Annotated in this window: 10 protein-coding genes and 1 pseudogene; 10 read left to right on the top strand and 1 reads right to left on the bottom strand. The window is 53.6% G+C overall.

Features of this window, described 5'->3' with window-relative positions:
* The first annotated feature begins 17 nt into the window (after positions 1–17).
* The 10 genes and pseudogenes from ACTVIM_RS15910 (at position 18) to ACTVIM_RS15865 (ending at position 11,912) form a co-directional block, all read left to right on the top strand.
* A complete protein-coding gene (locus ACTVIM_RS15910; protein ID WP_445613168.1) occupies positions 18–1,361 on the top strand; it encodes a 6-phospho-beta-glucosidase in 1,344 nt (447 codons plus the stop codon).
* Positions 1,362–1,575: 214 nt separating this feature from the next.
* On the top strand, positions 1,576–2,466 hold the full coding sequence (locus tag ACTVIM_RS15905; protein WP_445613167.1) for an Rpn family recombination-promoting nuclease/putative transposase: 891 nt from the start codon (positions 1,576–1,578) through the stop codon (positions 2,464–2,466).
* Positions 2,467–2,745: 279 nt separating this feature from the next.
* Positions 2,746–3,759 (top strand): sugar-binding protein, encoded by a 1,014-nt coding sequence (locus tag ACTVIM_RS15900; RefSeq protein ID WP_445613166.1) that lies wholly within the window; start codon positions 2,746–2,748, stop codon positions 3,757–3,759.
* A 230-nt stretch (positions 3,760–3,989) separates the two neighbouring features.
* Positions 3,990–5,459, top strand: a complete 1,470-nt coding sequence (locus tag ACTVIM_RS15895; RefSeq protein ID WP_445613165.1) for a sensor histidine kinase — start codon at positions 3,990–3,992, stop codon at positions 5,457–5,459.
* Positions 5,437–6,978, top strand: coding sequence for a helix-turn-helix domain-containing protein (locus ACTVIM_RS15890; RefSeq protein WP_445613164.1), 1,542 nt, complete (start codon positions 5,437–5,439; stop codon positions 6,976–6,978). The genes ACTVIM_RS15895 and ACTVIM_RS15890 overlap by 23 nt, the downstream gene beginning before the upstream one ends.
* Before the next feature lie 375 nt (positions 6,979–7,353).
* Positions 7,354–8,649, top strand: coding sequence for an ABC transporter substrate-binding protein (locus ACTVIM_RS15885; protein ID WP_031406836.1), 1,296 nt, complete (start codon positions 7,354–7,356; stop codon positions 8,647–8,649).
* Positions 8,650–8,710: 61 nt separating this feature from the next.
* Entirely contained in the window at positions 8,711–9,682 is a 972-nt protein-coding gene (locus ACTVIM_RS15880) for a carbohydrate ABC transporter permease (protein ID WP_445613163.1), read from the top strand.
* Complete coding sequence (locus ACTVIM_RS15875; RefSeq protein WP_033842966.1) at positions 9,682–10,503, top strand: carbohydrate ABC transporter permease; 822 nt, start codon at positions 9,682–9,684, stop codon at positions 10,501–10,503. The genes ACTVIM_RS15880 and ACTVIM_RS15875 overlap by 1 nt, the downstream gene beginning before the upstream one ends.
* Positions 10,504–10,601: 98 nt before the next feature.
* Positions 10,602–10,931, top strand: a pseudogene (locus ACTVIM_RS15870) (DUF4351 domain-containing protein); the annotation flags it as partial.
* Between the two features lie 195 nt (positions 10,932–11,126).
* Complete coding sequence (locus tag ACTVIM_RS15865) at positions 11,127–11,912, top strand: alpha/beta hydrolase (RefSeq protein WP_445613162.1); 786 nt, start codon at positions 11,127–11,129, stop codon at positions 11,910–11,912.
* 121 nt (positions 11,913–12,033) lie between these two features.
* Here the strand turns inward: ACTVIM_RS15865 and ACTVIM_RS15860 are convergent, their stop codons facing one another.
* Positions 12,034–13,425: an LLM class flavin-dependent oxidoreductase gene (locus tag ACTVIM_RS15860; protein ID WP_445613161.1), complete on the bottom strand. Its 1,392-nt coding sequence runs from the start codon at positions 13,423–13,425 to the stop codon at positions 12,034–12,036.
* Positions 13,426–13,457: the final 32 nt, after the last annotated feature.

Here is a 13,457-nt window from a genome sequence, read left to right as displayed (position 1 = left end):
GAAGGGGGAAGACGAGCATGGATAAACGATTGAAAATTGCGACGATTGGCGGCGGGTCGAGCTACACGCCGGAATTGGTCGAAGGGTTGATCAAGCGTTATCATGAATTGCCAGTCGGGGAATTGTGGCTTGTCGATATTCCGGAAGGCAAAGAAAAACTCGAAATCGTCGGCGCACTGGCCAAACGGATGGTCGAAAAAGCTGGCGTGCCGATCGAGATTCATTTGACGCTCGACCGTCGCCGGGCTTTGGAAGGTGCAGACTTTGTTACGACGCAGTTTCGCGTCGGCGGCCTAGAGGCGCGGGCGAAAGACGAGCGTATCCCGCTCAAATACGGGGTGATCGGCCAGGAGACAAACGGGCCGGGCGGATTGTTTAAGGGATTGCGGACGATTCCGGTCATTTTGGACATCATTCGCGATATGGAAGAGCTTTGCCCCGATGCGTGGCTGATCAACTTCACAAACCCGGCTGGGATGGTGACGGAAGCCGTCTTGCGCTACACGAAGCAGGAAAAAGTCGTCGGCTTGTGCAACGTGCCGATCGGCATGCGCATGGGCGTTGCCAAGCTGCTTGGCGTTGATGCCGACCGCGTGCACATCGATTTCGCCGGACTGAACCATATGGTGTTTGGCTTGCATGTTTATCTCGACGGCGTCGAGGTGACCGACAAGGTGATTGATTTCGTCGCCCATCCAGACCGCTCCGGTGTGACGATGAAAAACATCGTTGACCTTGGCTGGGAGCCGGACTTTTTGAAAGGGTTAAACGTATTGCCGTGCCCGTACCACCGGTATTACTACCAAACAGACAGAATGTTCGCCGAGGAGCTGGAGGCGGCGAAAACGAAAGGGACGCGCGCCGAGGTTGTGCAGCAGCTCGAAAAAGAGCTGTTCGAGCTGTACAAAGATCCAAACTTGGCCATCAAGCCGCCGCAGCTCGAGAAACGGGGCGGGGCGTACTACAGCGACGCTGCCTGCAGCTTGATCAGCTCCATTTACAACGACAAGCGCGACATTCAGCCGGTCAACACGAGAAACAATGGCGCCATTGCCAGCATTCCGCCGGAATCGGCCGTTGAGGTCAACTGCGTCATCACGAAAGACGGACCAAAGCCGATCGCTGTCGGCGACTTGCCGGTCGCCGTGCGCGGCCTCGTCCAGCAAATCAAGTCGTTCGAGCGCGTCGCTGCCGAGGCCGCGGTCACTGGCGACTACCAAACCGCGCTCGTCGCCATGACGATCAACCCGCTTGTCCCGTCTGACACCATCGCCAAACAAATGTTGGACGAAATGCTGGAAGCGCATAAAGAATACTTGCCGCAGTTTTTCAAACAGACCAAAGCAGCGGCCGGGCGCTAAACGGCCGCTTCGAAAACGATGGACAAAGCCGCCCGCCGTTGGCGGCTTTGTCATTTCATCGTGAAAAGCCGCACAACACAAGGGCTTTCTTCCCATTCACGTTCCCCTTATTTTAGACCAAAATCAATGCTTTTCACCAGCCTTTTCGGCAGGATTTTGCCCAAGGCGCGGCGAAGAAAATAAAAGAAGTTCAAATATCACAAGGAGGGAGACCGTGTCCGAAACGCGAATCGACCATGACCGGCTGTTCAAGGAGCTGTTGTCGACGTTTTTTGAAGAGTTTTTGCTTCTGTTTTTCCCGCACGTGTATGAACAAGTCGACTTCCGCCACGTCACCTTTTTGTCCGAAGAGGTGTTTACGGATGTGGCAGCCGGCGAAAAGCACCGTGTGGATCTATTGGTGGAAACGAAGTTGAAGGGGGAAGACGGGCTGATCATCGTCCATATTGAGCACCAAAGCTACACGCAGCCGGCGTTTCCCGAGCGCATGTTCCTTTATGTCAGTCGTTTGTTTCAAAAATACCGCCGCCGCATTCTGCCCATTGCCATCTTCAGCTATGACGCCATCCGCGATGAACCGTCCTCGTTCACCATCCAGTTTCCGTTCCTAACCGTTGTTGATTTCCGTTTTCTGACCGTTGAACTGCGCAAGTTGCCATGGCGCGAGTACATTCGCCGCGACAACCCGGTCGCCGCCGCTCTGTTAAGCAAAATGGGGTATAATGAAAGTGAAAGAGTGGTTGTGAAAAAAGAATTTTTGCGCATGCTCGTCCGCTTGGAGCTTGACGAAGCGAAACAGCGGCTGTTGTTTGGCTTTTTTGAGACGTATTTGCGGTTGTCCGAACAAGAGGAACTCGAATTGCGAAACGAGGTGAACGAAATGGAAACGAAGGAAGCGAAAAAAGTGATGGATCTCATCGTGTCGTACGAGCAACGGGGGATGGAAAAGGGGATTGAAAAAGGAATGGAAAAAGGGATGGAAAAAGGAATCGAAAAAGGCAGGATGGACGTTGCGAAACGGATGCTAGAGAAAGGATATGACGTGCCAACGATTTGTGAGTTGACCGGACTGCCAGTGGAGGCGGTGGAAAAGTTGAAAGAGTAAAAAGCGGAGGGGACGCTGTTCCGATGCAGCCAATCTGTTTTTTCACTCATTCTCCCATTGATGAAGGGAATCAGTGGTTTTTCACGGGCCTTCTAGGAGGCCGGTGATTTAATGCAAAATACTGCTGATTCCACCCATTTCTCAATTAGAGAAACCTCGTAGAATCAACTTTCTTTTCTGAATGAAAATACCGCCGATTCGTGTGTGACAGCGGTTTTTCACGGGCCTTCTAGGCTAGCGCCCCGACGTTCGTGTACAATGGCGGTAGGAGGGATCAAGATGCGCCATTGGTGGAAACGGCTGTTTTACGGGGGCGGCATCGCCGCGCTGTTTGCAAGCGCTTCCTTCACCGCCTATTGCGCTTGGAACGTGTATGCGTATCCAAAATCAGAGAAGGAACGGGTTCCGGAAACAACGAAAGAGGCCTATCATTTCGTGCTTGTGCCGGAGGAACTCGATAATGATTACTGGCGGCTCGTGGAAAAAGGAGCGAAAGCGGCGGCGAAAGAACTGGGGATTGACCTTGAGTATATCGGCCCGCGGCAGGCGAATATTGATGAGCATTTGCGCATTTTGAAAAAAGCCGCGGCGGCGAAAGTCGATGGGATCATCACCCAAGGGTTGACGGAAGCGGAATTTGTCCCAGTGATTAACGAAATCACGGACAAAAATATTCCTGTGGTGACGATCGATACGGATGCCCCGACGAGCCGACGTGTCGCCTATGTGGGAACGGATAATTATTATGCCGGTTTTCTTGCGGGACGAGCGTTAGCTGAGGATACGAAGGGCAAGGCGACGGTTGCGATTATTACCGGCAGTTTGACGGCGGCGCACCAACAGCTGCGAGTGCGCGGATTTGAGGATGCGGTGAGACAGGAAAAAGGCATCCGCATCGTTGCCATCGAAGAGTCGCACATTACGCGTGTGCAAGCCGCGGAAAAGGCGTATACGATTTTGAAGAAGCACCCGGATGTGAATGCGTTTTACGGCACGAGCGCGCTCGATGCGATTGGCGTTGCCAAGGTGGTTGAGCAGTTTCATCGGGAGCAAAAGACGTATATTATCGGTTTTGATACGCTTCCTGAGACGATCCGCTATTTGCAAAAAGGAACGATTGCGGCGACCGTGGTGCAGGAGCCGTATGAAATGGGATACAAGGCTGTCCAACTGATGGCCGAGATCGTCGCCGGGAAAGACGTGCCGGCGGTGACGAATACGGAGACGAAAGTCATTCGGAAAAAAGACTTGCCGCTGCGCCCGGCGCGCAATTATGAGGTCAACACGCCATGAAGGTGCCTGCCAAGCCTCCATCGGGAGAAGGCGGAAAGCGGAGAAAGGTTGGCGAACGCCGCCAAAGCATGAGAGATGGTCGGCCTTGATGTTCGACCACGTTCGGCTGGAAGTTTCCAGCGTCTCAGTCTCAGAACGTTGGATGATCTACTTGACATTCGCCACGTTCGGCTGGAAGCGGCAGGACGATGCAGGCGACAAAGCGCCGGTGACAGCGGGGTGGAATTCAGATGAACATTCGGACGAAGATGCTGCTTTGCTTTACCGTTTTTTTGCTTTTGCTGAACGGAGCGGTGTTTCTTTTGTATGAGACGAGCGAAGAGATGATGAGCGATTATGATCAACGGATGCGCCGATTGTTGTTGCTCAATGAGGTATCGCAGCGGGCAAACCGAATGATGGAACAGCTCAATGTGTACGTCTCGGAAAAAGAAGGACGGTATGCACGCGCTTATGAGCGGGAGTTCCGCTGGCTGCAGCAACGCCGCCGGCAGCTCGGCGCCATCTTGCCGGTGCTGTCCGACCGGCTGGCGGCGGAAAACTATGAACATATGATTGAAAGTTTGCTGGAGGAGGCGGCGCTGACCGTCTATCATTTTCAAGCCGGAAATATTGGCTTGTACTCGTCCCACTTGCATGAAACGATGAACATTGCGTCCTTTTTGCAAGAGGAAACGTTAAACTTGATTGACGATGAGCTGACGGCCTACCAACGGCGGTACGATGAAGTGGAGCAGCGCAACCGCTATTTCCGCTATATGGGAATGGGATTGTTTGTCACGACGTTGTTGCTTGGTGCCTTGCTGGCGGTGTTCTTTTCCGGCCACTTAACGAAGCCGATTATTCTTCTCTCGCGCGCTGCCCGATCCATCGCTGACGGGCGGCTGGACGGACCGGATATTGAGCCGATGACCAACGATGAGCTGCGGCTGTTGACGATCACGTTTAATGACATGCGCCGCAATTTAAAGCGGCTGATAGCGGAGATGAAACAAAAGGCGGAGCTCGACCGGCTCGTGAAGGAGCTGGAACTCAAAAGCTTGCAAAGCCAAATCAATCCGCATTTTTTATTCAATACGCTGAACACGGTGGCGAAAATGGCGTACTTGGAGGACGCCCAGCAAACGTCGCGGCTGATTGAGGCGGTGGCGGCCATTTTGCGCTACAACTTGGGCGATTTGCAGCGGACGGTGACGCTTGCCGATGAGGTGCGCATCGCCCGGGAATATTTCTTCATCCAGCAGACGCGGTTTTTTGATCGGATCAAGTTTTCGTTAGAGGCGGAACCCTCTTGCCTCGATCAACCGATTCCGCCGCTCACGTTGCAGCCGCTGATTGAAAATGCGTTCATCCATGGCATTGAGACGTACGAGCAGGGAGCCGAGCTATCCGTGTCCGTTTTCGCCGAAAACGGGCGGGTCGTTGTGGAAGTGCGCGACAATGGCGTTGGCATGGATGAGCAGGTGAAAGCGGAGCTTGATGCGTTGATCCGCGGAGAAGAACCGCCGGCGCGCCGTGAGCAAGGGCGCGGCCATTCGACCGGCATCGGCTTGCGCAATGTCATTCGCCGGCTGCAGCTGTTTTACGGAGTGATGGATGTAGCCGAAATCGAATCTGCGCCAAGAAAAGGAACGATGGTGCGGTTATGGCTGCCAAGATGGCAAGGGGGGATGAACGGTGAAAGTGGCGATCGTCGATGACGAGGCGTTGGAGCGAAGAGCGCTTTGCAAAATGATCAACGACCACCTTCCGGACGTCGAGGTGGTCGCCGAGGGCGCCAACGGGCGCGAGGCCATTGACATTGCCAAGCAATATTGTCCAGATGTGATGCTCATCGACATCAAAATGCCCGGTCTTGATGGACTGCAAGCGATCGAGGCCATTCGCCGGGAAGGTCTCGATCTTGAGTTCATCATTGTGTCGGCGTTTGATTTGTTTGACTATGCCAAACAAGCGATGCGCTTTGGCGTCAAGGAGTATGTATTGAAACCGAGCCGGAAGGAAGAGATTCTTTCCGCGTTGGAACGGGTCAGCCAAGAAATCGCCGTCAAGCGGCAGCACGAGGAACGAAACCGCCAATTGCACGAGCAAATTCGCCGGCTTCAGACATTTGTGGAAAATGAATGGCTGTCCGTCCTCATGACGGAAGACGTCTCAGCGGAAGAATGGGAGCGGTGGAAGGAGCTGCTGCCGTTTTCGCTGGCTGTCGGCATGTTTATCGTCCTTCAGTTTCCCGATCCAGCGAAAAGTGACGAATGGAAATCATGGGTGAGCGAACAGCTGGAGGAACAGGCGCCAGCGCGTTATTTGATCGGACGGATGGCAAGCGGGCGTCTGCCGGTCTTGTTTTTCCAAAGTCCGGACGATGCGGAGTTGGCGTGGAAGTCGGCCGTTCAAGGCTTCGCCCTTGATTTGACACGGCGGTTTTCCTCCCGGTACGGCGCCGCGCTCTATATCGGGCTCGGCTCCCCGGTTTCGCGTTTGGATCAACTTCGTTTGTCATACTATGAGGCGCTGTCGGCCGCCCGCTATTACGCGGAACAGCAAAAAGCGCAAGTCGGGTTTCCGCCCGCCGAGGCGATGCGTGTCGGCCGGGCGGCGGAACGGGATCAGCAGCTGTTTGAGGCATTGCGTCTTGGCGACATCGAGCAGGCGCGGTTCGTGTGTCGGACCTATATCGATGAACTGACTTCCTCCTGCCCACTGCCGTCCGCCGCGCGCAAGGCGGAGGAGACGTTCATATGGATGGGGCGCCTGTTGGCTGAACTCGGGATTCGCTATGGGCGGATCGTTTCGTTTGCTTCTTGTCGATCGGCGGCACAATTGAAGCGAGCGGCGCTTGATGAACTGGATCGCATCGCCGCTGATCTCGAGGTTTGGCGCCAGCAGCATGCCCACGGCAAACTGGGGAAGGCGAAAGAGTACATTGACCGCCGTTATGCCGAGCCGCTCACACTCGAAGAAGTGGCGGAACAAGCCGGGATGAGCCCGTACTACTTCAGCAAACTGTTCAAAGAGCAGTTTGGCATCACGTTTATCGACTACGTGACAAACGTGCGCATCGAACGGGCGAAAGGAGCGCTCGCTCGCACGGACCTCAGCCTAAAAGAAATTTGTTTTTCGATCGGCTACAACGACCCGAACTATTTCAGCCGCGTCTTTAAAAAGCAAACCGGCTTATCGCCGAGCGAATACCGAAAAAAAGTACAGGCGCGCTGACAACGGGAGTGCGGTCTTCACAACAAGGAAGGCAGCGACACGGGCAAGTCCCGCAAACGAAGCGGGCTGCCCCACCATTTTTTCGATGTCTGAACTATGAACCAGCTGGCAGCCCACAACCGAATGACTGCCCCGCCCTTCTTCCGGCGTCCGAACCGAAACCCGCCCCCCCTGATGGGGAGACGGGCTTTTTTCGCGCGATTAGGGCGAAACGGCCACCCGAGAGCCTTTCGTTTGCCCAACAGCAGAACGGAAAACAAAAAAGTGAAGAAAAACGCAAAAAAGTGAAGAAATCAAGCCGCCGATTGATGAGCGGTGCATAGTACACTCAGTATTGAAAGGGGTTTCAAAAAACAGATGCAAAGGGGGAGGAACATGAGAAAGAAAGCATCCGCATGGCTGGCGTTGGCGCTTGGCGTCGGAGTGGCGCTGTCCGGCTGCAGCTCGAACTCTTCTTCGTCCGATGACGCCAAGCAAGGCAGCCAAAAAGCGGGAGAGAAACTCGAGATTTTCAGCTGGTGGACCGGAGCCGGTGAGGAAGACGGTCTAAAAGCGCTCATCAAACTGTTCCAAGAAAAATATCCGGATATTCAAGTCGAAAACGCCGCGGTGGCCGGCGGGGCGGGAACGAACGCCAAAGCGGTTCTAGCGAGCCGCATGCAAGGAAACGATCCGCCATCGACGTTCCAAGTGCACGGCGGGGCAGAACTCAATGAAGGCTGGGTGGCCGCCGGCAAAATGGAGCCGCTCAACGATTTATATGAAAAAGAAGGCTGGATGGACAAATTCCCGAAAGCGTTGATTGACATGGTGAGCAAAGACGGCAACATTTACTCGGTGCCGGTCAACATTCACCGCGGCAACGTGCTGTGGTACAACAAGAAAATCTTTGCCGACAACGGGCTTCAGCCGCCGAAAACGTTCGACGAGTTTTTCCAAGTGGCCGACAAGCTGAAAGCAAAAGGCATTACGCCGCTCGCCTTGGGCGACAAAGAGCCGTGGGCAGCGACGCACCTGTTTGAAAACGTGCTGCTTGGCACGCTCGGAACGGAAAACTACAAGAAACTTTGGACGGGAGAATTGTCGTTTAACGATCCGCAAGTGAAACAAGCCGTTGAGACGTTTAAGAAAATGCTTGGCTATATTAACGAAGACCATAGTTCGCGCAACTGGCAAGACGCCGCCCAGCTCGTCGCTGAAGGAAAGGCGGCCATGTACGTGATGGGCGACTGGGTGAAGGGCTACTTTGTCAACGATTTGAAATTGAAAGTGAATCAAGACTTCGGTTATGTGCCGGTGCCGAATACGGAAGGCAAGTTTATGGTCATCACCGATACGTTCGGCCTGCCGAAAGGCGTGAAAAATCCGGACGATGTGAAGAAGTTTTTAGCGGTGCTTGGTTCGGTCGAAGGGCAAGATGCGTTTAATCCGCTGAAAGGCTCCATCCCGGCCCGCATTGACGCCGATCCGTCCAAGTACGATGAATACGGCAAGCAAACGATGCAAGACTTCAAGACAGCGGAGCTGGCGCCGAGCTTAGCGCACGGTTCGGCAGCGCCGGAAGGGTTTGTCACGAAGGTGAATCAGGCCGTCAACATTTTCGTGACGCAAAAAGATGTGAAGACGTTCATCGACACGTTGGCATCGGCCGCCGCAGAACTGAAGAAGTAATAGGGAAAAGGGGACGGGAGCCATTCTCTTCCCCTTTTCGTCATCATGAGGAGGGATCGTAGTGGAAACGGTCAACATCACGCCAGCCGAGAAGACAGCATATGTCCCCTCGGTGCGGAAAAAGCGGAAATGGACGGCCGATCATTGGCTGGCAGCGGCGTTTTTAGCGCCGTCGGTCGTATTGATTTTCTTATTTGTGTACGGGTTTATCGGCTGGACCGGGTATGTGTCGTTAAGCAACTGGAACTCCCTTGTGCCGGATTGGTCGTTTGCCGGGGTGAAAAACTATTTGTATTTGTTTCATGATTTCCGCTTTCAAGCCGACTTGCGCAATACGCTTGTGTTTACGGTGCTGTTTATCGCCGCCGTCATTGTGCTCGGCCAACTCCTTGCCATTTTGCTTGACCAAAAGCTGCGCGGCGAGTCGTTGTTTCGCAACATTTTCTTTTTCCCGATGGCCTTGTCCTTTGTCGTCACCGGGGTCGTATGGCAATGGCTGTTCAATCCGTCAACGGGCGTCAACTTGTTTTTAAAACCACTTGGCTTGGATGGAAAATGGTATACGGATACAAACATCTTGTTCGGATTTCATTGGGGCAAGATTGAATTTGGCATCCCGGTCGCCATCATTGCGGTGGTCGTGGCGGCTGTTTGGCAAATGACTGGCTTTGCCGTCGCGATGTATCTCGCCGGCCTGCGCGCCATTCCGGATGAGGTGCGGGAAGCGGCGCGGATGGACGGGGCGACCGAGTTTCAATTGTATTGGAAAATCATCTTGCCGCTCCTCCGGCCGATCACGGTCAGCGTCATCATCATTATGGCTCATATTTCGCTGAAAATTTTCGATTTGATTTACGCCATGACCGGGCCGGGGGCGAACTTTGTCACCGATGTGCCGGGCGTGTACATGTTTGAAACGACGTTCCGCGGCAACTATTATGCGAACGGAGCGGCGATCGCCATGGTGATGCTGCTATCGGTGGCCATCTTTATTGTTCCGTACCTTATCTCGAGCCGCAAGGGGGGATCGTGATGGCGAGATCCGTATGGGCCCGGCCGTTTTTGTATGCGCTGGCCGTTGCCATGAGCGTGTTTTTCCTCATGCCGGTGTATGTCATGGTCATCACGAGCTTGAAGCCGCTTGATGAAGTGACATTGGCCGATATGTGGAAGCTCCCGTCGACCATCGATTGGAGCAGCTACGCCACAGCGTTTGACAAACTCGCCCCAAACTTTTGGAATTCGCTGCTGCTCGTCGTACCGGCGACGTTGTTATCCGCACTGCTGGGGGCGCTCAACGGCTACGTGCTTTCGAAATGGAAGTTTAAAGGAGCGGATACGCTTTTTACGCTCATTTTGTTCGGAATGTTCATTCCGTATCAAAGCATTCTCATTCCGCTGATCCAATTTTTGCGCGAAATCGGGCTGTACAACACGATTCCGGGACTTGTGTTCGTTCATGTCGTCTACGGCATTCCGATCACCACGCTGATGTTTCGGAATTTCTACGCCGCGATTCCCGATGAAATGATTGAGTCGGCGAAAATCGACGGCGCTGGGTTTGTCCGCATTTTTCGTTATATTATGCTCCCCTTGTCCATCACTGGATTTGTCGTCGTGGCGATCTGGCAGTTTACAAACATTTGGAACGAGTTTTTGTTCGCCGTGACGATCACGACATCGGACAAACAGCCGATCATGGTCGCCTTGCAAAACTTATCCGGCAGCCAAATCGTGCAATGGAACGTGCAAATGGCGGGAGCCCTGTTGGCAGCGCTGCCGACCTTGCTTGTGTACATCTTCCTTGGCAAATATTTTGTCCGTGGGTTGTTGGCTGGTTCGGTGAAGGGGTGAACGGGCGAAAAACGGAAAACGTCTCCGTCAAGCCGCCATCATGGCGGCTTTTCTCTTTTGTCTTGTAGAATAGTTGAGCCTTGAGGGTGAGGGAGGCGATCGCTTCGCAGCGCTACACGCAGCCGGCGTTTCCCGAGCGCATGTTCCTTTATGTCAGCCGATTGTTTCAAAAATACCGCCGCCGCATTCTGCCCATTGCCATCTTCAGCTATGACACCATCCGCAATGAACCGTCCTCGTTCACCATCCAGTTTTCGTTCCTAACCGTTGTTGGTTTCCATTTTCTTACCGTTGAACTGCGCAAGTTGCCATGGCGTGAGTACATTCGCCGCGACAACCCGGTCGCGGCCGCTCTGGTAAGCAAAATGGGGGATGATGAAAGTGAAAGAGTGGCCGCGGTGTCTTTGTTCCGGCCCTTGCGCGTATTGCATTGGGAATGCTTGGTATTGCAGTCGGGGGTGTGATCTTTTCTCTTCCATGCCTCCTGCTTGCCAGCTGATTGGTGGAGTAGGGCAGCGATAGGGAACGTTGACGGTCATGCAAAAACGTGGTAAGATAACACAAAACATACTATTCATATTTATTTACTATGAATTAAAAGATGGTGAAAGGGGAGAGAGCAGTTGATGCGATTCCAGTATATTGAGAGCGGAGGAGAACGCTTGGCGGTTTCGATTCATGATCCAGCTGTGTCGGTTGATCGTGATGATGTGCCTGTTGTTGTCATTTGTCATGGGTTTATCGGTACGAGGATTGGTGTGGATCGGTTGTTTGTCCAAGCAGCGGAACGATTTGCTTCGGCCGGAGTCGGAGTCGTCCGTTTTGATTATGCTGGTTGTGGGGAGAGCAGTGGAGAATATGGAAAAAACAGATTTGATGATTTCATTCGACAAACGAGAGATGTCATTCGTACAGTGGAACAATTTCCGTCGTTTCAGCGTCGGCCGCTTGTGCTTCTCGGCCATAGTTTGGGAGGGGCGGTGGCGACGGTCACAGCTGCATTGGATCGGCGAGTCGCACGATTGGTGCTTTGGGCGCCTGTTGCGTATCCACATGTAGATATTGTCCGCATTGCCACAGATGGGTATGGCCGCTCGGATGGTGAAACGATTGAGTACCGCGGATATCGATTGCCCCCTTCCTTTTTCACTTCGCTCGTTGATATCGACCCGTTGCAGGCGGCCAAACAGTTTCCGGGTGATGTCCTCCTTGTCCATGGAATAGCCGATCAAGAAATTCCTGTCACGTATGCAGATGTCTATGGGGAAGCATTCGGGCAACGAGCCGATTCACGATTTGCCAAACAAGTCATCCCAGAAGCGGATCACACGTTTTCTTCCGTCTCCGCGCGAGAACAGTTGCTGCAGATCACGACGGCTTGGCTTTTCCAACGTGCGGTGGTCGTCTAGCAAGGGAAGGTGCCCACGAAGGAGCGGGCACCTTATCATTTCGAATGTCTGTGCTGTCGTTATTCTGATCTTCTCGTTGAAGCGGCGGACTTGGTCGCGAAAGAAGACGGCTGTCCTAGGGCTAGCCGTCTGTTCGTGAGCCGATCGGGCGGAACGCGGCAGCGGGATGATCATGCGCCAGGCGCGGGCCGTTCCCGAATAGCTTCTCCCGCATGGTTCCAGGGGTGTAGGCGGTTTTGTATAGACCGCGTCGTTGCAGGATGGGAACGACATATTCAATGAAATCGTCCAAATCTTTGGGCGTGATCAGATGGGTTAAATTGAATCCATCCACCCCCGAGCGCCGAGCTCGCTCTTCGATGGCGTCGGCGACCTGTATCGGGTTGCCGATTATGACGGATTCCCGTGTGAGCGTTCCGGCTTTTTGAAGCGCCTCACCGATCGTTAGCGGTTTTGTGGCGTCTTTTGTTAATGAAGCAGCTTTGTAGTGTCCATGATCCGTGGCGCGGAACAAGAACGGTTCATCGGCTGGTTTGGCTTCATATTCAGCCAAGTCATAGCCGCTCGCCCCGCTGAATTGGGCTTTGGCGGCGTCCATGCTCCATAGGCGGCGCAATTGTTCATATTTTGCTTCCGCTTGCTCCGTCGTTTTGGCGACAATGACCGTCAAAAAGGTGAAAAATTTCAGTTGTTGCGGATCTCTTCCGTATCGCTCGGCTCGTTGGCGAATGTCTTGAATGTAGAATGACAGCCGTTCGGGGGACGGAGCGCCGACGAAAACACACTCCGCATGTTTGGCCGCGAACGCCCTCCCGCGTTCGGATGAACCAGCTTGGTACAACACTGGCGTGCGTTGCGGGGAAGGCTCGCATAAATGCGGACCTTCGACAGAGAAAAAGGCGCCGTGATGGTTGATCGGATGAATTTTGCCAGGATCAATCAACACGCCTGTCTCGCGATCTTCGAGGAAGGCACCTTCTTCCCAGCTTCCCTCCCACAACTTATAAGTCACTTCCAAACACTCATCCGCGATCTCATATCTCTGATCATGGGCGATCATTCTCTCCAATCCAAAGTTTTTGGCCGCATTGGGCAAATAAGAGGTGACAATATTCCACGCGATGCGGCCGTTTGTCAGATGGTCCAGCGTGGAAAATCGCCTTGCGATATGGAACGGGTGCTCATAAGTGGTGCTTGCCGTTAACACGAATGAAAGATGGGTCGTGACGCTCGCCATGACTGGAATGATTAAGGAAGCGTCGTTTATTGGAAATTGCATCCCGTCGCGAATCGATGGATCTTTGCTTTGTCGATACGTGTCGTACACCCCGAGCACATCAGCAAAGAAAACAGCGTCAAACAGCCCGGCTTCGAGGCGCTTAGCCATTTCGATCCAGTAGTGGAGCTCTTTATAGCGGCGGTGGCGCTCGCTGTCGGGATGCTTCCATAAACCGTGGGCATTATGCATCGCGCTTGCCATCTCAAAGGCGTTGAATAATAGGGGTTGATCCATCAATTTGTCCTCCTTTCAAGACTGGCGGCTCT

It is taken from the genome of Geobacillus sp. YF-1 (assembly GCF_052692335.1).
This window is presented reverse-complemented; position numbering and strand designations above follow the sequence as displayed.

Coding starts and splice junctions, on each gene's coding strand:
- ACTVIM_RS15910 (WP_445613168.1), top strand. CDS start 18: ATGGATAAACGATTGAAAATTGCGACGATTGGCGGCGGGTCGAGCTAC.
- ACTVIM_RS15900 (WP_445613166.1), top strand. CDS start 2,746: ATGCGCCATTGGTGGAAACGGCTGTTTTACGGGGGCGGCATCGCCGCG.
- ACTVIM_RS15895 (WP_445613165.1), top strand. CDS start 3,990: ATGAACATTCGGACGAAGATGCTGCTTTGCTTTACCGTTTTTTTGCTT.
- ACTVIM_RS15885 (WP_031406836.1), top strand. CDS start 7,354: ATGAGAAAGAAAGCATCCGCATGGCTGGCGTTGGCGCTTGGCGTCGGA.
- ACTVIM_RS15875 (WP_033842966.1), top strand. CDS start 9,682: ATGGCGAGATCCGTATGGGCCCGGCCGTTTTTGTATGCGCTGGCCGTT.
- ACTVIM_RS15860 (WP_445613161.1), bottom strand. CDS start 13,425: ATGGATCAACCCCTATTATTCAACGCCTTTGAGATGGCAAGCGCGATG.